Genomic DNA, 22062 nt, shown 5'->3' on the forward strand with positions numbered 1-22062 from the left:
GGGCAGGATGTCTTCCTTGATCTGCCAGATGGCGTTGCCGATGTCGCCGATCACCTCGTACTGCGGGAAGTAGACCGGATCGACCTCCGCCGAGCGGAAGTTGATGTGGATCACCTCGGCGCCGCCGCGCTGCATGAAGAACGGCGGCTTCTCGATCACGTCGTGGCCGACGTTGATGATGAGGTCCGACGCGCCGATCGCCCGGTGCACGAAGTCACCGGCCGACAGCGCCGCGCAGCCCATGAACTTCGGATTGGTCTCGTCGACCACGCCCTTGCCCAGCTGGGTCGAGACGAACGGGATGCCGGTCTTCTCGATGAACTGGGTGAGCATCCGGCTGGTCATGGTGCGGTTCGCGCCCGCACCGATCACCAGGATGGGCGACTTGGCCTGCTCGATGCGCTTGGCCGCGGCGCGGATCGATTTCTCGTCGGGCACCGGCCGGCGCGCATTGCTCTTGGGCAGCGCGGTGGAGTCGGTCTCCTCGTCGGCGACGTCCTCGGGGAATTCTAGGTGCACCGCGCCCGGCTTCTCCTCCTGCGCCAGGCGGAACGCCTCACGGATGCGGGAGGGGATGTTGTCGGCCGACGCCAGCTGGTGCGTGTACTTCGTGATCGGCTTCATCATGTCGACCACGTCGAGGATCTGGAAGCGACCCTGCTTGGACTTCTTGATGGGCTTCTGGCCGGTGATCATCATCATCGGCATGCCGCCCAGCTGGGCGTAGGCCGAGGCGGTCACGAAGTTCGTGGCGCCCGGGCCCAGCGTGGCCACGCAGACACCCGCCTTGCCGGTGTGCCGCCCGTAGGTCGCGGCCATGAAACCGGCGCCCTGCTCGTGGCGGGTGAGGATCAGCTTGATCTTCTTGGAGCGCGAGAGGCTGTCCAGGAAGTCGAGGTTCTCCTCGCCGGGGACCCCGAAGACGTACTCCACGCCTTCTTCTTCCAGGCACTGCACGAAAAGATCAGACGCCTTGGTCATATCGATAGCCCCCATCCAACAAGAACGTGTTGTCGCAAATTCCGACGACTTGTGAAGGGCGAAACGTGCGTGTGGGCATCTCGCCGACAATTGCCGTTAGACCGCAACGAAATCGCCGCTAAGGTCGCGCGGGAATTGGGCCGGGCGAAGGGTCGCTCGGGGCAATGGGGGTTTCATATGGCAGTCAGCGATCACGTCGACCTTCCGACCTTCATCGAGGGCGTGAAGCGCCGCAACCCGGGCCAACCGGAGTTCGTCCAGGCCGTCCAGGAAGTCGCCGAGGACATCTTCGACTTCATCCAGGACAAGGAGAAGTACCACGAGGCGCAGATCCTGCGCCGCATCGCGGAGCCGGACCGCGTGGTCAGCTTCCGGGTCTGCTGGCAGGACGACAAGGGCAACGTGCGGGTCCAGCGGGCCTGGCGGGTCCAGAACAACAACGCCATCGGCCCCTACAAAGGCGGCATCCGCTTCCATCCGTCGGTCACGGAGAGCGTGCTGAAGTTCCTGGCCTTCGAGCAGACCTTCAAGAACGCGCTCACCGGTCTGCCCATGGGCGGCGGCAAGGGCGGCTCCAACTTCAACCCGAAGGGCAAATCCGACGGCGAAGTGATGCGCTTCTGCCAGAGCCTGATGACCGAGCTGTACCGCTACATCGGCGCCGACGTCGACGTGCCGGCCGGCGACATCGGCGTGGGCGCCCGCGAGATCGGCTACATGTTCGGCCAGTACAAGCGCCTGACCAACGAGTTCACGGGCGTGCTGACCGGCAAGGGCCTGGAGTACGGCGGCTCGCTGATCCGCACCGAGGCCACCGGCTACGGCGCGACCTACTTCCTGCAGAACATGCTCAAGAACCAGGGCAAGGACATCGCCGGCCACACCGTGGTGATCTCGGGCTCGGGCAACGTGGCCACCCACGCGGCCGAGAAGTGCACGCAGCTGGGTGGTAAGGTCGTGACGCTCTCGGACTCCGAGGGCTTCATCTACGACCCCGACGGCATGACCCAGGAGAAGATCGACTGGGTGAAGGACCTGAAGACCAAGCGCCGCGGCCGGATCTCGGAATACGCCAAGGAGTTCAAGGGCTCCGAGTTCCACGTCGGCAAGACGCCCTGGGGCGTGCCCTGCGAGCTGGCGCTGCCCTGCGCGACCCAGAACGAGCTCCTGGGCGACGACGCGCGCACCCTGGTGAAGAACGGCTGCATCGGCGTCTCCGAGGGCGCCAACATGCCGACCAACCTGGAAGGCGTGCACGTCTTCAAGGACGCCCAGATCCTCTACGCGCCCGGCAAGGCGGCCAACGCCGGCGGCGTGGCGGTCTCCGGCCTCGAGATGAGCCAGAACTCGGCCCGCATCTCGTGGAAGGAAGAGGAGCTGCAGCGCCTGCTGGTCGACATCATGGCCGGCATCCACTCGAGCTGCCTGGAGTACGGCGGCCGCCCGGGCTCGAAGATTCCCGACTACGTGAAGGGCGCCAACATCGCCGGCTTCAAGAAGGTCGCCGACGCCATGCTGGCGTTCGGGGTCGTCTAGACCTCCGCCGACATCGCCGGAACGCGAAACGCCGCCTCGGGAGACCGGGGCGGCGTTCTTCTTGCGGCCCCGCGAAGCGGCGGGAGGTCGCCTCAGGCCCCGTCGCCCCGCCGCGCCACGGTCTGGGTCCAGCGCAGGGTCTCCAGCGGCGGATGGCCCGGCTTGGGCGTGGCCTTACCCGGCGCATGGAAGCTGTGGCAGGTGGCGCAATCGGCGTCGTCGGCGGCGGCGATCTTGGTCGTCGGCTGGCCGTGGCACGTCGCGCACTTGGCGAGATCCGGGATCAGCACGTCCGACGTGCGGTCCGAGCTCCGCGCGCGGTGGCAGTCGGCGCACTTGAAGCCGCCGGCCTTGGCCTGCCCCGGCCCGCCGTGCTCGGGCACGCTGTGGTCGAAGCCGCCGCGCGGCAGGTAGCGGTTGGCCAGCTTCACTGGCGCCATCTGCACCGTGTCGCCCGCCCAGTTGATGGTGTGACAGTCGTAGCAGGTCCCGCCCGGCGAGAAGGTGGCGCGATAGGCGCTGGCGCCCGTGGCCGAGAACATCGTCGGGCGGATCATACCCGGACGCTGCCGGTTGACCGGCGGCGAGCCCTGGATCGTGCGGCCGGCCAGCGTGTCGACCACCTTCTGCAACTCGCCGTGCGGCAGGTTCTTCACCTCGCCGTTCTCGCGCGTGAAGGCCAGGCTGTGGCAGCCGCCGCAGTCCTTCTCCATCTCGATCGGCAGGAAGGCCTGGCCGCTCTTGTCGCGGCGGTGGCAGTCGGCGCACTCCAGCGGCGCGCCATAGCCGCGGCCCTTGCCCAGCTCGATCGCCTGGCGGGCGACGCCGCCCAGCCGGTCCAGGTGCATGCGATGCGGGAAGATCAGGCCGTTGCGCTCCTGCGGCGCGCTGGAGAGCGCCACCCGCTGGAATGTCGGCTTCGCACCCGGGGCGGTCATCACCAGTGGCCGGAAGCCCGGATGCTTGCTCCAGTTCGGCGTGTCGATCAGGTCGGTCTTGCCCAGGCGGCTCTTCATGCCCGTGTGGCAGGTCTGGCAGTCGGTCACCACCACCAGCTTGGGCTTGTCGGACGGCGGGGCCGCCGCGTCGGCGCCTTCCACCTTGCCCGACTTGGTGTGCTCGATGTGGCAGCTCGCGCAGCGGTCGGTGGGATGGCCCACGGCGCGCTGGAAGACGGCGCTGACGGCGCCCAGGCCGGGCGGCAGCGGCGTGGCCTTCTCCAGCTTGTCGTGCGCCGCGTGCTCGGGGACGAGGCGGGGCTGGAACGGGCTGCCCAGGTTGCGCGCCTTGGTCAAGCGCGCCGCGGGGTCGTGGCCCGCCTGGTGGCACGACAGGCAGGCGTCGTCGCGCACCGCTTGGAAGTTCTTCACGTGGCAGGTCTTGCAGTCGGTCTCGAGGAAGGCGTGGGCCTTGGTGAGCGCGCCCGACGACCACTGCTGGTCCGGATGGATCTTCGGCGCCAGCACCCCCGACAGGGCGAGCGGTACGAGCAGGCAGATCAGCAAGATGCCGACGCCCAGCGCCCAGGCCATGTTGCGGCGGTTGAACACCCGCGCCTGCAACGAGAAGACGCTGGGGCTTGGGTGATGGGCGTGGTCCTCCCGTGTGACCGTGACAGTGGCCCCGTCATCGGCCGGTTCGAAGGTCAGCCGATATTCGCCGAACGCCGCCACCGGGTGGCGCGAGAGGTCCAGCTCGGCGCGCGACGTCGACTTGCCGTCCACCTCGAACGGCAGGCCGCCCACGCTCTCCAGGGTCACCCGGCCGGCGCCGGCGAACCGCATCTTGGCGTGCTTGGGGTCGACCGCCAGGTCGGCCAGCACGATGTCGCTGTCGGCCGCGCGGCCGATGACAGCTTCGGGTCCGGCGACGTCGCGCTCACGGACGATCGGGTCGCCGCCGGCGGCGCGCTGGGTGATCAGCTTGAGGTGAAACGTCTGGGCCACCGGTCACCAGTAGGCAAAGACGCTGACGATGTGCGCCGTAAGCGCCGCCAGCAGGGCGAAGGTGGCCGGGATGTGCACGAACAGCCACGCTTCGAGAAGGGCGGTGATGCCCATCTGGCGGCGGGCGAGCGAAAGCGCTTCGGCCTTCTGCTGCATCAGTCCCTCGATCTTGGTGAGCGCTTCGGCCTGAGCGGCGCCGGATGGGGCGGGCAGGGCGCGCAGACGCTGCAGGGCCCGCTTGTTGGCGCAGTCGCCGTAGCTGCCGGTGAGTCGCTTCCAGAAGCTGCCGCCCAGCTCCGTCTCCTCGATGGACTGCCGCACCACCGCCGCGCCGGCGCGGTCGAGCGGCTGGGCCACCTCATGCAGCTGGGCGTCGAGGCTGGCGATCGAATCCAGCATCTGCTTGCGCGTGGTTTCGCCGCGGTTGCCGTGGAGGCGCTGGGGCAGGACGGCATAGGCCCAGATGCCCAACGCCCCCGAGGCGATCACGAGCATCATCAGCGCGTAGGCCAGCGTGTGGACGTTCCAGCCGAACTGGAAGCCTGTGTGCAGCGTCGCCAGCACGGTCAGCGACAGCCCGAGGTACACGTGGGCCGAGACCCAGGCCTTCAGCGAATAGTGGCCGGCGCTGATCACCCGCTTGCGGACGCCCAGGCAGGCCAGCCAGACGATCAGGCCGGCGCTGATCGTGCCCAACACGTAGCCCAGCCAGCTGCCGCCGCTGGGCGGCTCGGCCAGCCGCATGGCGGCGAAGAAGTAGACACCAACCGCCGCCACGCAGAGGCCAGTGGCGATCTGCGCCCAGCGAAAGCCCTTGTGCCGCAGGAACCCTTCATGGGTCCGATGCCGCACGCGCTCTGAATGCCCCCCAACCTGCGTCACGGCCTATCCGGTCTTCTCGAGCCGTGCGACCGACAGGAAGGCGTCCGGCGTCACCCGGATCGCCGCCCCCGTCGGACAGGCCCGCACACAGGCCGGTCCGCCGGCCTTGCCCGAGCACATGTCGCACTTGATGGCCAGTTTCGGTGATTCGCCGCCCTCGGCCTTGGCGGCCTTCGTGCGCCACTCGTACGATGGCTGGCCGGGGCCGGGGCCCTTGCCGAACAGCATCCATTCCCAGAGCGGCGGCTTCTTCGGCGGCGGCTTGTCCATCTGGATCACGCCGTATGGGCACGCCCGCTGGCAGTTGCCGCAGCCGATGCAGGTCTCGTTGATGAAGACTTCGCCGTCCGGTCCGCGCCGGATGGCGTTTGGCGGGCAGTCGCTCATGCAGTGCGGATGCTCGCAGTGTCGGCACGAGGTGGGCACGTGGATGTTGGCGAAGGTGGTGCCGGCCTCGCGGTTCAGGCGGCTGAGGCCATCGTGGCTGTCGGCGCAGGCCTTCTCGCAGTTGTCGCAGCCCACGCAAAGGCTCTCGTCGATCAGCAGCACGTCGGTGGCTTCGCCGATACCCTGCTTGATCAGGAAGTTGGCGACCGAGGAGTACATGTCGACCGCGCCGCCGAACTCGGTCTTCTGCTCCTCGATGAACTTGTTGATCTCGCGCCTGGCCCGCATCTCGTCGGTCATGCGCTTTGCGAGTTCAGGCTTGCGGGCCAGCAGGCGGCGGAACGGGTCGGCCGGCAATTTCACCACCGTTGAGCGGATGGCGGCCTTCACCGTGGCCACGCGCGGCGCCCGCTCGATCATGGCCATCTCGCCCGAGTAGGACCCGGCCGGGACGTACGACATGAACACCGGCTTCCCGCCAAGTTCCTTCTCCACGATCATCGAGCCCGAGCGGATGATGAAGAGGTCGTCCGAGATGTCGCCTTCCTTGATGATGGCTTCGCCGGGCTTCACATCGATCACTTCCGCGCCGGCCAGCACCTCCTGGATGTCGGCGGGCGTCAGGCCGGACTTGAAGATCTGCAGCACCTGCCGCTCGGTGGTGATGCGGTTCACCGTCTCGCGGGCCTGCGGCACCTGGCTCATCAGCTTGAGCGCCGCCATGCGCGGGATCTCCACGCAGATGGTGGGTTCGGCCGCGCGGATGGTGGCCCCGCGCTTGCGGCCCGAGATCAGGCCGACCTCGCCGAAGATCGAACCCTGGCCGATCGGCACGGTGATGTTCGTGTTGGTGGGGTCGACCTCCACCCTCACCGACCCGTCGGCGATGCCGAAAAGCGACGAGCCCGGCTCATTGCGGACGAAGATGGCGTCGCCGGCCTTGTAGGCCCTGACCGTCGAGTCGAGCAGGAACTCCCGCATCTGCAGCGGCGACAGACCGTTCAGGATCTCGACGTTGCTGCGCAGGAACTCCAGCCACTCGGCCACGCTGCGCTTGCCTGGCAGGTCCTTGAGCTTGGCCACCAGCAGCGGCTCGTCGGCCGGCTCCAGATTGGTGTTGCCGCAGATGAACTCGACGACGTCATAGCCCTGGTTCATGCAGTGCTTGATCAGCGGATAGCCCGCCAGCGCGCCGATCACATAGATCCCAGGCTTGGAGGTGCTCTCGAACGTGGGCGTCAGGGTCGGGAAGGCGGTGCGGTCCGGGCTGGCGAACTGGACGCCGGCGGCCTCCACGAACGCGCGGGGCGGAGCGGCGCCCATGCGGGCGATGATCCGGTCGCACCGGAAGCGTTCCTGTCCTTGCGGTGTGTCGACTGTCAGCCACCCCTTTTCGATGAGGGCGCCCTGGGTCTCGGTCATGACGCGGATGCGCCCGGCGTCGCGCGCGGCCAAGAGGCCGTCGACGTTGGGCTTCTTGGCCGTCGGGAAGTCGGCGCCGCGGTTCAAGAGCGTGACGGTGTTGTTCTGACCCGCGTCGGCGATCAGGCCCATCGCGTTCTCGATGCCGGCGTCGCCGCCGCCCACCACCACGATGTGCTCGTCGGTGTACTCGCCCGGGTCGTCCAGCTGGTACTGCACGTGGGGAAGGTTGGCGCCCTCGCAGCGCATCAGGTTCGGATTGCCCTGGGTGCCCACCGCCAGGACGATGTTCTCGGCCCTGATCGGGTCGCCCTTCTTGAGCTCGATCGCGAAATTGCCCTTGTCGCCCGTGATCGCCTTCACGTCGGCGTGGAACTTCACGTTCACGCCGGCGGCCTTGGTGTCGTTGCTCCACTGCTCGAGGATCTTCTCGCGCTTACCGGCGTCGAACTCGCACTCGGCGCGCAGCACCAGCACGGACGGCGTCGCCATCACGTGCTTGCCCTTCTGGTAGCGGAAGATGGTGTCCGAGAGGTGGTCAGTCTTCTCGAGCAGGATGTGCGACACACCGTTCCTGGCCGCGCGCGCAGCCGCGCTCATGCCGGCCGGACCGGATCCGATGATCGCGATCTTGTAGACTTCGGACATCGCCCCAACGCCCCCAGTACCTGCGACCGCCCGGCAACCGGCGGATCGGCCGCACCTTACACGCCTTCCCGTCTCTCCATGGCGCTATAACATTTCCGATCTTCGCCGAACGCGCTACCACGCGCCGCAGGTTGGAGGGGAGCACAAAGTCCATGTCGGCGGAAGTCGGTCAGTTCGCGCTGATTCTCGCGCTGCTGCTGGCGCTCGTCCAGTCCGCAGCGCCGCTCTTCGGCGCACAACGCGGTGACAGCGTGCTGATGGCGGTCGGACGGCAGGCGGCGATCCTCCAGGGTCTGTTCGTGGTCCTCGCCTTCGGCTGCCTGGCTTACGCCTATCTGACCTGCGATTTTTCCGTCGCCCTGGTGGCCAAGCACAGCCACACGACCCAGCCGCTCGCGTACCGATTCGCCGCGACTTGGGGCAGCCACGAAGGCTCGATGCTGCTGTGGGTGCTGATCCTGGCGATCTACGGCGCCGGCGTCGCCCACTTCGGCGGGACCCTTCGCGAGACCCTCCAGGCCCGCGTCCTGGGGGTCCAGGGCGTGCTGGGCGTGGCGTTCCTGGCGTTCCTGATCTTCACCTCCAACCCGTTCCTGCGGCTGTCGCCTGCCCCCGTCGAGGGCACCGAGCTCAATCCGCTGCTGCAGGACCCGGGCCTCGTGATGCACCCACCGCTGCTTTACCTGGGCTACGTCGGCTTCTCCGTGGCCTTCTGCTTCGCCGCAGCCGCCCTGATCGAGGGCCGCGTCGACGCCGCCTGGGCCCGCTGGGTGCGCCCGTGGGTGCTGGCCGCCTGGATCCCGCTCACCGCCGGCATCACGCTGGGCAGCGCCTGGGCCTACTACGAGCTGGGCTGGGGCGGCTGGTGGTTCTGGGACCCGGTGGAGAACGCCTCGCTGATGCCCTGGCTCTTGGGCACGGCCCTTCTGCACTCGGCCCTGGTGCTGGAACGGCGCGGCGCGCTGGCCAGCTGGACGATCTTGCTGGCCATCCTCACCTTCTCGCTCAGCCTCGTCGGCACCTTCCTGGTCCGCTCGGGCATCCTGACCAGCGTGCACGCTTTCGCTGTCGACCCGCAGCGCGGCGTCTTCATCCTGGGCATCCTGGCGGTGACGACCGGTGTCTCGCTGGCCCTCTACGCCTGGCGCGCGCCCGCCATCCGCACCGGAGCGCTCTTCCAGCCGCTGTCGCGGGAAGGGGGCGTCACGCTCAACAACCTGTTCCTGGCCGCGCTGACCGCCACGGTGTTCCTGGGCACTTTCAGCCCGGTGTTCATCGAGATGATCAACGGCGACAAGATCTCGGTCGGGCCGCCGTACTACGCCCGCACTTTCGCCCCGCTCGCGATCCCGCTGATGGCGCTCGTGGTGTTCGGCCCGATGCTGAACTGGAAGCGCGACACGGTGCGGAAGACGTTGAGCCGCCTGAAGGTCCCGGCCGCCATCGCCGCGGTGGTCCTGGTGATGGCGCTCCCGTTCGGCGGGCTCAAGGGCGTAGTGACCGCGGGCGCGCTGGGGCTGGCCGCCTGGCTGCTGGCGGGCGCGGCGACGATCCTGGGCCGCCGTTGGTGGGCGAGCCGCGCCTACCTCGGCCGGGCGATCCGCACGACGCCGCGGTCGCTCGTCGGCCTCACCGTCGCGCATGCCGGCCTGGGCCTGCTGGTCCTGGGGATCACGGGCACGACGGCCTGGGATTCCGACAAGGTGTTGAACATGCGTCCCGGACAGTCGGTGGAATTCGCCGGCCGCACGCTCACCATGACCGCCTACGAGCTGGTCCAGGGCCCGAACTACGAGGCCCGGCAGGCGCGCTTCGCCGTGAAGGGCCCGACCGGATCATACGACCTGCGCAGCGAGAAGCGCTGGCATCCGTCGGCCCAGAGCCAGACCACCGAGGCCGGCATCCGCGTGGGCCCGCTGGGCAACCTCTACGTCTCAATCGGCGAGGAGTCGCCGCAGGGCGTGATCGTCCGCCTCTGGAACCACCCGCTGATCGTCTGGATCTGGATCGGCGGCTTCGCCATGGCCATCGGCGGCGCGATCTCGCTCAGCGACCGGCGCCTGCGCGTGGGCGCCCTCGTCAAACCCCAGGTCCCGCAAGCCCAGCCGATTCCCGCCGAATGAAGCGTCTCCTGTTCATCCTGCCCGTCCTGGGTTTCATCGCGTTGCTGGCGGTGTTCTTCGCGGGCCTCGGCCGCGATCCGCGCGCGCTGCCGTCGGCCTTCATCGGCAAGCCCCTGCCGGCGTTCGCGGTCGGACCCGTGCGGCCGGGCGACACGAGCGGGCTCGCCAACACCGACTTCGCCGCCGGCGAGCCGGCGCTGCTGAACGTCTTCGCATCCTGGTGCGGCCCCTGCCGCGTCGAGCACCCGGTGCTGATGCGCCTGCGCGCCGAGGGCGTGGCGATCCACGGCCTGGACTGGAAGGAGCGCGCGCCGGGCGCCGGGGCCAAGTGGCTGTCCGACAACGGCGACCCCTACATTCGCGCCGGCGATGACCAGACCGGGCGCGCGGGCATCGAGATCGGTGTCGCCGGCGTGCCCGAGACCTTCGTCATCGATAAGCAGGGCCGCGTCCGCTACCGCCACGTGGGCGCCGTGACGCCCGACGTCTGGGAGACCAAGATCGGTCCCCTGATGGAACAGCTGAAGAGGGAATCGTGAGGCGTCTGCTCGCCATCGCCGCCGCCGTCGCCCTGCTGGGGGGACCTGCCCTCGCGGTGAACCCCGATGAGCAGCTGGCCGATCCGAAGCTGGAGGCCCGCGCCCACAAGCTCAGTCAGGAGCTGCGCTGCGTCGTCTGCCAGAACCAGTCGATCGACGATTCCGACGCCGAGCTCGCCCGCGACCTGCGCCTGATCCTGCGCGAGCGGATCGCCGCCGGCGACACGGACGAGCAGGCGATGAAGTTCATCGTCGCCCGCTACGGCAGCTTCGTGCAGCTGCGGCCGCCGTTGCGCCTCGACACCCTGGCCCTGTGGTTCGGGCCGCTCGCGGTGCTCTTGCTGGGCGGCGTGGGCGTGGCGGTCTATATGCGCGGCCGCTCGCCGGCCGCCGCGGGCGCGCTCTCCGCGGCGGAAGAGGCCGAGCTCGCCGAAATGCTGAAGCAGGACAAGTCGAGCTGATGCTCTGGATGGTGCTTACCCTGATGACGGTGCTGGCTGCGGTCGGTCTCGCCATCCCGCTGGTCCGCCGCCGCGACGCCGCGCGCGCCGAGCGGGCCGACACCGTCACCGTGCTGAAGGCCCAGCTGGACGAGATCGAGGGCCAGGCCGCGGCCGGCGCCATAGAGGGCGCCGAGGCCGAGGCGCTGAAGACCGACCTCAAGCGCCGGGTGCTGGCCGAGGGCCGCAAGGCCGACGCGCCCGCCCGGCCGCTGCCGGAGAAGACGCTGCTCTACCTGGCGCTGGGCATCGTGGCGGTCGTCACGCTGGCCGGCACCGGCCTCTACCTCAAGATCGGCCGCCCCGACGTCCCGGCGTCCCCGGCGCTGAAGGGCGGCGCGGCGGGCGCGGCCTCCATGGCCAGCGATGCCGGCCACCAGGGCGAGGTGGGCGCCATGATCGCGCAGCTCGAGACCCAGATGCAGCGCGAGCCCGGCAACGTCGAAGGCTGGCGGATGCTGGGCTGGTCGTACCTGCAGACCGGCCGCAACGCCGAGGCCGCCGTCGCCTATGGCAAGGCCGCCGCCCTCGACCCCGCCAACGCCGAGTACCTGTCGGCCCAGGGCGAAGCCACGGTGCTGGCCGCTCAGGGGCAGGTGACGCCCGCCGCCCAGGCCATCTTCCGCCGCACGCTCACCGTCGATCCGGCCGACCCGCGGGCGCGTTACTATCTGGCGGTCGCCAAGGACCAGTCCGGCGACCAGAAGGGCGCCATGGACGACTGGATCGCGCTCATCAAGTCGGCTCCGCCCGGCGCGCCGTGGGCGGGCGAGGTGCGCGCCTTCGTGGAGCGCGTCGCGGCCGAGCGCGGCGTCGACCTCGCCGGCCGCCTGCCGCCCGCGCCGGAGCTCGCCCAGGCCCCCAGCGCGCCGAGGGGACCGAACGCCGAGCAGATGGCGGCCGCCCAGGACATGAACCCCGGCGACCGCCAGGCGATGATCGAGGGCATGGTCTCGGGTCTCGCCCAGCGCCTGAAGCAGAATCCGAAGGACCGGGCCGGCTGGGAACGTCTGATCCGCGCTCGCATGGTGCTGGGCCAGTCCAGCCAGGCGGCCGCCGACTACCGCGCCGCCCGCCAGGCCTTCTCGGGCTCGCCTGCCGACCAGCAGGCCCTGCGTGAGGCCGCCCTCCAGCTCGGGGTTCCGGTGGGCTGATGTCCGAAGTCGCCGAACGAGCCGGAGCCGGGGCCGCCGCCCAGACCATCCTGGAGCTGCTGCCCGAGCCCGTGATCCTGGTCCGGGGCGGGGAGGGCGAGGCCGCCGAAATCGCCTACGGCAACCAGGCCGCCCGCGAGGTCTTCCGCATCGAACTGGCCGGTGCGCCCCTGGGCGCGGCGCTGCGCCGGCCCGAGGTGCTGGAGACCATCGAGGCCGCCCTCGAGATGGAGGCCGCGGCCGAGGTCGCCTTCGAGACCATCGGCGTGCAGCCGCGCTTCTGGCGCGCCTTCGCCCGGCCGCTGGCCCGCGAGGCCGGCGGCGAGCGGCGGCTGGTGGTGGTCTTGCGCGACGAGACCGATGCGCGGCGCACTGAGCGCATGCGCGCCGACTTCCTGGCCAACGCCAGCCACGAGCTGCGCACGCCGCTGGCGTCACTGGCGGGCTTCGTGGAGACGCTGCGCACCCATGCCAAGGACGACACCGAGGCGCGCGAGAAGTTCCTCGGCATCATGGCACAGCAGGCGACCCGCATGGCGCGGCTGGTGGACGACCTCCTCTCGCTCAGCCGCATCGAGCTGAACGAGCACATCGCGCCCTCCGGCAAGGTGGACCTGGCGCGCACGGTGCAGGACGTCTCCGACGCGCTTCGCCCGCTGACAGAGGAGCGTGGGGTCAGTGTGATGGTGAGGGTCGACGCCGAGGTGACGCCGGTCACCGGCGACCGCGACCAGCTGGTCCAGGTGATCCAGAACCTCGTCGACAACGCCGTGAAGTACACGCCCCGCGGCGGCAAGGTGCTGGTCGCGCTGCAGGCGGCGGCCACCGTCGAGGCGGCCCGCCAGCCGAGCCGCTCCGGCGTGGGCCTGTCGCTGCTGTCGCCCGACGCCGCCGAAAGCCAGCGCTATGTGGTGCTGCGGGTGACCGACGAAGGTCCCGGCATCGCGCGCCAGCATCTGCCGCGCCTGTCCGAACGATTCTACCGCGTGGAGGGCCAGCGGAGCGGCGGGACGGGCCTGGGCCTCGCCATCGTCAAGCACGTGGTCAACCGCCATCGTGGCGGCTTCATCGTGGAGAGCGCCGAGGGCGAGGGGAGCACGTTCAGCGTCTATCTGCCGATCGCCGCGCTCCAATCGTGACAGTCACAGAAGTGTCGTAGGACCGCATTAGTTTGCGCCCCGAAACCAGCGAGGGCCTGAGTGATACGTACCTACCAAGCCGAGTTGCGGCAGCTGGTCGCCGAGGTGATCCGCATGGGCGGCCTGGCCGAGGCCCAGGTCGTCGACGCGGTCGATGCGGTGGTGCGGCGCGACGTCCCCCTGGCCCAGGCGCTGATCGTCCGCGACCTGCGCCTCGACACCCTGCAGAGCGAGGTCGAACGTCGGGCGCTGGCGCTGATCGCGCGACACCACCCTGGCGAGGCCGACCTGCGCCGCGCCATCTCCACGCTGAAGCTGGCCATGAACCTCGAACGCTGCGGCGACCTCGCGCGCAACATCGCCAAGCGCAGCCTGGTGCTGTCGGCCGGCGAGCCTCTGCTGCCGCTGACCGGCGCGATCGAGCGCATGGGCCGGCTGGTCTCGGCCCGTCTGCGCGCCGTGCTCGACGCCTACGCCGCCGGCGACGTGGAGCCGGCGCTTGACGTCTGGCGCCGCGATGGCGAGGTGGACGAACACTACGAGAGCCTGTTCCGCGAGCTGCTCGCACTGATGTCCAACAGCCCGGACTCGGTGGCCGCCGGCGCCCACCTGCTGTTCGTGGCCAAGAACCTTGAGCGGATCGGCGACCACGCCACCAACATCGCCGAGATCCTGCACTTCCAGATGACCGGCGAAGAGCTGGTTGGCGAGCGGCCGAAGGTGAGCCTGCCTGAAGTCGAGGCGGAGGGCCGCGCGTGACCCCCTACGTTCTGGTCGTCGAGGACGAGGACGCGCTGGCGACCCTGCTCGACTACAACCTCATGAAGGAGGGCTTCCGGGTCGAGCGCGCCGCCGACGGCGAGGAAGCCCTGCTGCGCGTCGCCGAGGAGCCGCCGGACCTGGTGATCCTGGACTGGATGCTGCCCAAGGTCTCCGGTGTGGAAGTCTGCCGCCAGTTGCGCGCCGGCGCCGAGACCCGCCGCACGCCAGTGCTGATGCTGACCGCCCGCGGCGAGGAGGCCGACAAGGTCCGAGGCCTCGACACCGGCGCCGACGACTACGTCGTGAAGCCCTTCGCCATGAGCGAGCTCGTGGCCCGCATCCGCGCGCTCCTGCGCCGCACGCGGCCTGAGCTGGTGGAAGAGCGGCTGGAGTACGCCGACCTGGTCCTCGACCGCGGCCGCCACCGCGTCACCCGCGGCGGCAAGGACGTGCACCTGGGCCCCACCGAGTATCGCCTGCTCGACTTCCTGATGCAGCGGCCGGGCCGCGTGTTCAGCCGCGAGCGCCTGCTGGACGCGGTCTGGGGCGCCAACACCTATGTCGAGGTCCGCACCGTCGACGTCCACGTCGGCCGGCTGCGCAAGGCGCTCCGCCAGAACGACGCGCCCGACCTGATCCGCACCGTGCGTTCGGCGGGGTATGCGCTGGACCTCGAGGGGTAGGGGCCGTCACTGCTCTGTCACGGAATCCCTCTAGCGCATTGACGAACTTCGCTGTTTTGGGGAACCGCGATGACTGAGGCCAGCCCCGCCGTCCGTTGCCGGACGGCGTTCATCTCGGACATCCACCTCGGTACGCGCGGCTGCCAGGCCGGGTTGCTGCTCGAGTTCATCCGCGAGCTGGAGTGCGAGACGCTCTACCTCGTGGGCGACATCGTCGACGGCTGGAAAATGAAGTCCGGCTGGTTCTGGCCCCAGGCGCACAACGACGTCGTCCAGAAGATTCTCCGGATGGCCCGCAAGGGCGTCCGCGTGGTCTACATTCCCGGCAACCACGACGACCGTATCCGCGACTTCTGCGGTGTCCACTTCGGCGGCGTGGTGGTGGCGCGCGATGCGATCCACGAGGCCGCCGACGGCCGCCGCTATCTGGTCACCCATGGCGACGAGTTCGACGGGGTGGTGCAGAACGCCAAGTGGCTCGCATTCCTGGGCGACTGGAGCTACCGCGCGCTCATCGCGCTCAACACCCACTTCAACCGGCTGCGGAGGCTGCTGGGCCTGAACTACTGGAGCCTCTCGGCCTTCCTGAAGCACAAGGTGAAGGACGCCGTCGCCTTCATCGATCAGTTCGAGACCGCCATGGCCGACGAGGCCCGGCGGCGCGGCGTGGCCGGCGTCATCTGCGGCCACATCCACAAGGCCGAGATCCGCGACTTCGGCGACATCCGCTACCTGAACGACGGCGACTGGGTGGAGAGTTGCACCGCCATCGTCGAGGGCTTCGACGGCGAGTTCCGCATCGTCGACTGGCTGGAAGCTCGCCAGGCCCTGGCCCCGCACCCCCTCATCCTCGCCGAGCCCCTGGCCGCATAGCGCGCCGGAGGCGCCTTATAGAACCGCGGAATACGCAGAAAGACGCTGAAGGGGCCCGGCCGTCCTTCCGCGTCATTCCGCGTTTTCCGCGGTTTGCTTCTTCTGTGCGTCGGCCGGCAAAAAAAGGCCGCGACCGGGGGGCGGTCGCGGCCGGACGGCCTCGGGGCGGCCGATTGGAGAGATACGCGAGGGGTTACTGCGCCCGACGCTAGCGCTTCGCCATGTCGGGCGCGTGACGGTCCTGCGAAGCCTGGAGCGCAGTCAGCGAAGGTGGAAACATCTTCGCGCCACTGACTGCGCTTCTGGCAGCGCGCTAGAACGTGACCTGCGCGCGGGCGGCGACCGCGTCGTACTCCTGGCCGGCGCGAGCGCCGGTCGAGGTGAGCCGGTCGATGTCCACGTGCTGGTAGTCGAGCATCAGGCGCATGGACGGGTTCAGGTACCAGTTGGCGCCGACCGTAATGATCTTCTGCTCGCCGCCGCGGACCGCGCCCGCCGGACCCGCCGCGCCGGCGACGCCCTCGCGGAAGTTGAGGTCCAGCACCGAATAGCGCGCGGCGACCTCGAAGGCGCCCCAGGTCCCGGCCTGCGGGTTGAAGTTGTAGAGCTGCTTCGGCGCCTCGAAGCGACCTTCCATAGGGTTGTAAGGCCGCGGTTCGCCGGTCAGCACCCACGAACCTTGCACGTACCAGCCGCGGAACTTCGGATCCGGCAGCGCGCTGTTGCGCCGCTCGATCTCGTAGCGGAACACCTCGCCCTCGACGAGGAAGCTCTTGACCTGGAAGGCCGCCTCGCCGCCGTAGACCGTGGCGTGCTCGGCGTCGATCCCGCCCGTGTCGACGAGCCGCGTGCCGTCGAGGCGCAGTTCGGGCCGGTCGCGGATCTGGATGGGATAGCGCGTGCCCGTACCCGTCGGGCCGACCGCGTCGTTCGGCTGGATCACGTACTGCACGTTGCCGCCCAGGTGCGCCTGCCAGTCGACGCCGGAATAGGGGGCCACCGCCACGCGGGCCAGCCACGCGGTCTGCTCGTCGAACTGCTGCGCGCCGCCCAGGGCGTTGCCGGTGAAGGCGGTCGAGGCCAGCCAGCGGAAGGCCAGGCCCGTTTCGCTGCCGATGGCGTCGTTCGCGGAGAGCTGGAAGGCCACGCGGGAGTCCCCTGCGGCCACGTTGCGCGCGGCTTCGGCCGGCGCCGGACGCTCCAGGAGCGGCATCTGGCTGGTCGAGGTGGCGGCCGCGAGGTTCACGTTCGGCTCGAAGGCGCCTACCTTCAGGCGGAAGGGCTTCAGCGCCGTGTAGGTCACCGACGCTTCGTAGAGGCGGCCGGCCTCCTCGGCGCCCGAGCCGCCGAACTCGTAGACGAACGAGTAGTCGAAGTCGCCGAACAGCCGGCCGTCGAAGCCGATCCGCGCGCGGCGGAAATTCAGGCCCTCGTTGAGGTCGCGGTTGGTGACCGAGGTCGGCAGGTTGTCCTTCTGGAAGTACTTGCCGCCGTCCATCATCAGGATCGCGCGGATGTTGGCGGTGAAGCGGCCATCCGCGGTGGCGAAGGCCGGCTTGCCGTTCGACAGCGTCGTCGTCACCGCATTGGCCGCCGGCGGCAGCTTCAGGGTCGCGATGTCGGCGCTCGCCGTGTCCGCCTGGGTCTTCATCTCGGCCAGCTGAGCGGCGAAGGCATCCAGCTGCTGCTGCATCGCGGTGAGGCGGGAGTCCTGCTGGCCGGCGGCCTTCATGGAGTCCAGCTGGGCGCGCATGTCGTCGAGCTGCCGCTGCATGGCCTGCAGCTGGGCGTCCTTGGCCGACGCCGGGGCGGCGAGGGCGGTCGTCGAGGCGCTGCAGAGCAGGACCCCGGCGAGGGTGGCGGAGATCCACGCGGCGGCGCCGCGCTTCTGGGACAGGCGCATGAGAGAGACCCTTCTTTTCATCGCCGGCGCGGCGACCTCTTCGAGCGGGTCTCTAGGCTGCGTGTGCGACAGATCGCATACGAATTAAACTCAGATTTGTGACAGTCGATCTCACGGCCCCGCTTTCACCGAACTGACACATCAACGTCATGGGAGGTTCGCGGAGGGTCCGTAAACCCCGCCTTCGAAGGGACGCGTATCGGCGTCCTCCGACCGAGGGTTCACCCCATGTTCAAACGCTATCTGACCGCCGTCGCCGCAGCCGTGTCGCTGGCGAGCGCCGGCGCCGCCCAGGCTGCCGACATCTCCGGCGCGGGCGCGACCTTCCCCGCCCCCGTGTACGCCAAGTGGGCCGAGAGCTACCGCGCCCAGACGAACAACCGGCTCAACTACCAGGCCATCGGCTCCGGCGGCGGCATCCGCCAGATTTCCGCTGGCACGGTCGACTTCGGGGCCACCGACAAGCCGCTGAAGCCCGACGACCTGGCCTCAGGCGGCTTCGTGATGTTCCCGACGGTGATGGGCGGCGTGGTGCCGGTGGTGAACCTGCCGGGCATCAAGTCGGGCCAGCTGAAGCTCACCGGCGCGCTGACGGCCGACATTTTCCGCGGCGTGGTCAAGAAGTGGAACGACCCGCTGATCGCCAAATACAACCCCGGTCTCCAGCTGCCGAACCTGCCGATCACCGTCGTGCACCGTTCGGACGGCTCGGGCACCACCTTCCTGTTCACCAGCTATCTTGCCATGAAGGCGCCGCGCTGGGCCTCGGAAGTGGGGGCCAACGACGCCGTGAAATGGCCGACAGGCCTGGGCGGCAAGGGCAACGACGGTGTCGCGGCCTACACGAAACAGACCCCGGGCGCGATCGGCTACGTCGAGTACGCCTTCGCCAAGCAGAACAACCTCACCTACGCCCTGCTGCAGAACAAGGCCGGCAAGTATGTCGCCCCGGCGGCGGCGAACTTCCAGGCCGCGGCGGCCAACGCCAACTGGAAGGCGGCGCCGGGCTTCTACCTGCTGCTCCTCGACCAGCCGGGCGCCGAAGCCTGGCCGATCACGGGGGCCACCTTCATCCTGGTGAAGACCAGGCAGGAAGACGCCGCCAAGGGCCGCGAGGTGCTGGCATTCTTTGACTGGGCCTACAAGAACGGCGACGGCGCGGCCGCGCAGCTCGACTACCTGCCGATGCCGGCCTCGGTGAAGGACATGGTCCGCAAGTCGTGGACCAAGGTCACCGGCCCGGACGGCAAGCCCGTCTACCGCTGATCCAGACCCACCTCTGGACAGTGCTCGGGGCCGGTGCGATGCGCCGGCCCCGATTGCGTTTGGGCCTGACGCTACGGCAGCCGCTATGGTGGCGCAAACGAAGACAGGGAGGCCGTCATGGCCGACGGTTCGGTCCAGGGTGTGACGCACGACCGCTACGCGGTAGTCCGCGAGGCGTTCCAAGCGAACCTCGAGAGCGGCGAGGACATCGGCGCCTCGTTCTGCGCGACGGTCGAGGGCGAGACGGTCGTAGACCTCTGGGGCGGCTGGGCCGATCCGGGCAAGACCCGCCCGTGGGCGGCCGACACCATCGTCAACGTCTATTCCACCACCAAGACCATGTGCGCGCTGACCGCACTGCTGGTCGCCGATCGCGGCCTGATCGACTTCGACGCGCCGGTCGCGAAATACTGGCCCGAGTTCGCCGCCAACGGGAAGGCGGACGTGAAGGTCAGCCACCTGATGAGCCATTCCGCCGGCCTGTCGGGCTGGAAGGAGAAGCTGGTCACCGAGGACCTCTACGACTGGGAGAAGATGACCTCGCTGCTGGCCGCCCAGGCCCCTTACTGGGCGCCGGGGACCGCGCCCGGCTACCACGCGCTGACCCAGGGCTACCTGGTGGGCGAGGTGGTGCGCCGCGTCACCGGCAAGTCGCTGGGGACCGTCTTCCGCCAGGAGATCGCCGAACCGCTAGGCGCCGACTTCTGGATCGGCCTGCCGGCCTCGGAGGATGGGCGCGTCGCCGAGTTGATCCCGCCGCCGCCCGGCCAGGCCGTCGGCGACGCGCGCAACGAGACCGACCTCCAGCGCAACATGTCGAACAACCCCGGCATCGATGTCTCGGCCACCAAGACCCGCGGCTGGCGCGGCGCCGAGATCCCCGCCGCCGGCGGAACCGGCAACGCCCGCTCCGTGGCCGAGATCCACACGATCCTGGCGAACGGTGGCGTCGCAAAGGGCAAGCGTTTCATGTCCGAGGCCGGCTGCCGCAAGGCGCTGGAGCTGCAGGTCGAGGGCGAGGACCTGATCCTGGCCGGCCCCGCGCGCTTCGGCATGGGCTTCGGCCTGTCGGGCGGCGTCGTGCCGCTGCCCAACCCCAACTCGATCTATTGGGGCGGGTACGGCGGCTCGCTGATCATCATCGACATGGATGCGCGGACCACGTTCGGCTACGCCATGAACAAGATGGCCGGCACCACCCAGGGCGACTCCCGCGCCTTCGGCCTCGCCATGGCCATGTGGCAGGCGATGGGGACGATCTAGGCGGCTACTGCATCCCCGCCAGCCGACCAAGGCCATAGGTCGCAGCCGCGATCAGCCCCGACGCGGGCAGGGTGATCACCCAGGCCCAGACGATGCGGCTGGCCACGCCCCAGCGCACCGCCGACATCCGCCGCGACGCGCCGACGCCAACGATGGCGCCGGTGATCGTGTGGGTGGTCGAGATCGGCACGCCGATGTAGGTGGCCAGGAAGATGGTGAGCGCCCCGCCGGTCTCGGCGCAGAAGCCCTGCTGCGGCGACAGGCGGGTGATCTTCGAGCCCATGGTGTGCACGATCCGCCAGCCGCCGAACAGCGTGCCCAGGCCCAACGCCGCCTGGCAGGTGATCACCACCCAGAACGGCACGTGGAACTCCCCACCGAGCTGGCCGTGCGAGTAGAGCAGCACGGCGATGATCCCCATGGTCTTCTGCGCGTCGTTTCCGCCGTGGCCCAGCGAGAACATGGCGGCTGAGACCAGCTGCAGCTTGCGAAACGTCGAGTCCGCGAAGGCCGGCGTCGCCTTCACGAACGCCCACGAGACGATGAACACCAGCACCAGCGCCAACACGAAGCCCAGGGTGGGCGAAACGACGATGCCGGCCAGGGTCTTCAGCACACCCGACCAGACGATGCCGTCGAAGCCGGCCTTGGTGAGTCCGGCGCCCAGCAGGCCTCCGATCAGCGCATGCGAGGACGACGAGGGGATACCGGCCAGCCAGGTGATCACGTTCCACGAGATCGCCCCGCCCAGGGCCCCGAAGATGACCGCGTCCGAGACGATGTCGGCCGAGATGATTCCCTTGCCCACCGTGTTCGCCACGTGCAGGCCGAAGAACAGGAAAGCGATGAAGTTGAAGAACGCCGCCCACACCACGGCCACCCGCGGTGACAGCACCCGCGTGGACACCACCGTGGCGATCGAGTTGGCGGCGTCGTGCAGGCCGTTCAGGAAGTCGAACGCCAGCGCCACGAAGATCAGGAAAATGAGCAGCGAGCTCATTCCGGCGATGTCCATGCGCCGCCCTTAGAGGTGTTCGATCAGCACGCCGCTGATCCGGTTGGCCACGTCCTCGAAGCGGTCGACCACCTTCTCGAGGTGGTCGTAGATCTCGGCGCCGACGATGTAAGCCATCGGGTCGGTCTTGCCGACCTCACGGTAGAGCGCCGCGATGCCCGCGTCGTAGAGGTGGTCCGATTCCTCCTCGAGCTTGGTCACCTCCTCGGTGATGCTGTTCAGTCGGGCCGCGTTGCTCTTCATCGCGCGCAGGAGCGGGACCGCCTGGGCGGTCAGATCGGCCGTCCGCACGATCACATCGCCCAGACGCACCATGTCCGGCTGGAAGACGCGCTGCTCGAACAGCCCGGTCACCTTGGCCGTCTTGTGCATCTGGTCGATGGCGTCATCCATCGAGGTGACCAGGTCGATGATGTCGGCCCGATCGAAGGGCGTGATGAAGGTCCGCCGCACCAGCAGCATCACCTCGCGGGTGATGTCGTCGGCCTTGTTCTCGTGGTCGGCGACCGCCTTGGCGTGGATCGGCGTGTCGGGACCGCCCTCGAGCAACCTGTGCAGCGAACGCGCGCCGTCCGTGAGGGTCGCCGCATGGCTCTCGAACAGGTCGAAGAAGCGACCCTCCTTGGGCATGAGGGCCTGGAACCAGTTCACTTGAAGACCTCTGTCGGCTGTGTCGGGATCGCTCGCGCGGCTCATAGCGCGGTTCGACGGCGCCGTCATCGAACTGTCGTAAATCCTTATCCGAAGTGTCACACGGGCCGCGTAGAGCCTCCGGAAGATCGCCCAGTCCTGGAGGTGGTGCGTGTTCCGGAAGATCGTGATCAGTGTGGCGGCCTGCCTGGCCCTGACGGCCTGCGGCCAGAACCAGAAGGCGGCGGACGGCAAGGCCCCGGCGGCCGGTGTCCAGGTCGTGGGGGCCGGCGCGTCCTTCCCTGCGCCGCTCTACGCCAAGTGGGCCGAGGCCCAGAAGGCCGATACCGGCCTGACCCTGAACTACCAGGCCATCGGCTCGGGCGGCGGCATCAAGCAGATCAAGGCCA

The 22062-nt window shown here is 69.1% G+C and carries 19 protein-coding genes; 12 read left to right on the forward strand and 7 right to left on the reverse strand.

The window, feature by feature from the left end:
* Positions 1–981 (reverse strand): acetolactate synthase large subunit (locus tag VGD44_RS14090; protein ID WP_331088099.1); only part of this gene is annotated, 981 nt, incomplete at its 3' end.
* Between the two features lie 177 nt (positions 982–1158).
* Between VGD44_RS14090 and gdhA the strand changes: the two genes are divergently transcribed.
* Positions 1159–2517: an NADP-specific glutamate dehydrogenase gene (gene gdhA / locus VGD44_RS14095; RefSeq protein ID WP_331088101.1), complete on the forward strand. Its 1359-nt coding sequence runs from the start codon at positions 1159–1161 to the stop codon at positions 2515–2517.
* A 92-nt stretch (positions 2518–2609) separates the two neighbouring features.
* Here the strand turns inward: gdhA and VGD44_RS14100 are convergent, their stop codons facing one another.
* Genes VGD44_RS14100 through VGD44_RS14110 form a run of 3 tightly spaced genes read right to left on the reverse strand, consistent with a single transcriptional unit; the run spans position 2610 to position 7802 of the window.
* A complete protein-coding gene (locus tag VGD44_RS14100) occupies positions 2610–4463 on the reverse strand; it encodes a cytochrome c3 family protein (protein WP_331088103.1) in 1854 nt (617 codons plus the stop codon).
* 3 nt (positions 4464–4466) lie between these two features.
* The gene (locus VGD44_RS14105) at positions 4467–5315 is read right to left on the reverse strand and encodes a hypothetical protein (protein WP_331088105.1); all 849 of its coding nucleotides are present in this window, start codon (positions 5313–5315) and stop codon (positions 4467–4469) included.
* Between the two features lie 33 nt (positions 5316–5348).
* On the reverse strand, positions 5349–7802 hold the full coding sequence (locus VGD44_RS14110) for a cyclic nucleotide-binding domain-containing protein (RefSeq protein ID WP_331088107.1): 2454 nt from the start codon (positions 7800–7802) through the stop codon (positions 5349–5351).
* 152 nt (positions 7803–7954) lie between these two features.
* Between VGD44_RS14110 and VGD44_RS14115 the strand changes: the two genes are divergently transcribed.
* From VGD44_RS14115 to VGD44_RS14150, 8 genes are all read left to right on the forward strand, one after another.
* Positions 7955–9925: a heme lyase CcmF/NrfE family subunit gene (locus VGD44_RS14115; RefSeq protein ID WP_331088109.1), complete on the forward strand. Its 1971-nt coding sequence runs from the start codon at positions 7955–7957 to the stop codon at positions 9923–9925.
* On the forward strand, positions 9922–10464 hold the full coding sequence (locus VGD44_RS14120) for a DsbE family thiol:disulfide interchange protein (protein WP_331088111.1): 543 nt from the start codon (positions 9922–9924) through the stop codon (positions 10462–10464). Before VGD44_RS14115 ends, VGD44_RS14120 begins: the two co-directional genes overlap by 4 nt.
* Positions 10461–10925, forward strand: coding sequence for a cytochrome c-type biogenesis protein (locus tag VGD44_RS14125; protein ID WP_331088113.1), 465 nt, complete (start codon positions 10461–10463; stop codon positions 10923–10925). The genes VGD44_RS14120 and VGD44_RS14125 overlap by 4 nt, the downstream gene beginning before the upstream one ends.
* The gene (gene ccmI, locus VGD44_RS14130) at positions 10925–12118 is read left to right on the forward strand and encodes a c-type cytochrome biogenesis protein CcmI (protein WP_331088115.1); all 1194 of its coding nucleotides are present in this window, start codon (positions 10925–10927) and stop codon (positions 12116–12118) included. The genes VGD44_RS14125 and ccmI overlap by 1 nt, the downstream gene beginning before the upstream one ends.
* On the forward strand, positions 12118–13257 hold the full coding sequence (locus VGD44_RS14135; protein ID WP_331088117.1) for an ATP-binding protein: 1140 nt from the start codon (positions 12118–12120) through the stop codon (positions 13255–13257). Before ccmI ends, VGD44_RS14135 begins: the two co-directional genes overlap by 1 nt.
* A 60-nt stretch (positions 13258–13317) precedes the next feature.
* Positions 13318–14016, forward strand: coding sequence for a phosphate signaling complex protein PhoU (gene phoU, locus VGD44_RS14140; protein ID WP_331088120.1), 699 nt, complete (start codon positions 13318–13320; stop codon positions 14014–14016).
* Positions 14013–14702 carry a phosphate regulon transcriptional regulator PhoB gene (gene phoB, locus VGD44_RS14145; protein WP_331088123.1) on the forward strand — a complete coding sequence of 230 codons (690 nt, stop codon included), beginning with the start codon at positions 14013–14015 and terminating at the stop codon, positions 14700–14702. Before phoU ends, phoB begins: the two co-directional genes overlap by 4 nt.
* Before the next feature lie 69 nt (positions 14703–14771).
* Positions 14772–15575: a UDP-2,3-diacylglucosamine diphosphatase gene (locus VGD44_RS14150; protein ID WP_331088125.1), complete on the forward strand. Its 804-nt coding sequence runs from the start codon at positions 14772–14774 to the stop codon at positions 15573–15575.
* A 313-nt stretch (positions 15576–15888) separates the two neighbouring features.
* Here VGD44_RS14150 and VGD44_RS14155 read toward each other — a convergent pair whose 3' ends face one another.
* Complete coding sequence (locus VGD44_RS14155) at positions 15889–17478, reverse strand: porin (protein ID WP_331088127.1); 1590 nt, start codon at positions 17476–17478, stop codon at positions 15889–15891.
* A gap of 228 nt (positions 17479–17706) precedes the next feature.
* Between VGD44_RS14155 and pstS the strand changes: the two genes are divergently transcribed.
* Positions 17707–18744 carry a phosphate ABC transporter substrate-binding protein PstS gene (gene pstS / locus VGD44_RS14160; RefSeq protein WP_331088129.1) on the forward strand — a complete coding sequence of 346 codons (1038 nt, stop codon included), beginning with the start codon at positions 17707–17709 and terminating at the stop codon, positions 18742–18744.
* A 117-nt stretch (positions 18745–18861) separates the two neighbouring features.
* A complete protein-coding gene (locus VGD44_RS14165; RefSeq protein WP_331088131.1) occupies positions 18862–20007 on the forward strand; it encodes a serine hydrolase domain-containing protein in 1146 nt (381 codons plus the stop codon).
* A gap of 4 nt (positions 20008–20011) precedes the next feature.
* Here the strand turns inward: VGD44_RS14165 and VGD44_RS14170 are convergent, their stop codons facing one another.
* Positions 20012–21022, reverse strand: a complete 1011-nt coding sequence (locus VGD44_RS14170; protein WP_331088133.1) for an inorganic phosphate transporter — start codon at positions 21020–21022, stop codon at positions 20012–20014.
* A 9-nt stretch (positions 21023–21031) separates the two neighbouring features.
* Positions 21032–21673 carry a DUF47 domain-containing protein gene (locus tag VGD44_RS14175; RefSeq protein ID WP_331088135.1) on the reverse strand — a complete coding sequence of 214 codons (642 nt, stop codon included), beginning with the start codon at positions 21671–21673 and terminating at the stop codon, positions 21032–21034.
* A gap of 151 nt (positions 21674–21824) precedes the next feature.
* Here VGD44_RS14175 and VGD44_RS14180 point away from each other — a divergent pair.
* Positions 21825–22062, forward strand: a 238-nt coding sequence (locus VGD44_RS14180; RefSeq protein ID WP_331088137.1) for a substrate-binding domain-containing protein, incomplete at its 3' end; no start/stop codon positions are given.

The sequence above is a fragment of the Phenylobacterium sp. genome (genome assembly GCF_036402295.1).
GTDB lineage: Bacteria > Pseudomonadota > Alphaproteobacteria > Caulobacterales > Caulobacteraceae > Phenylobacterium.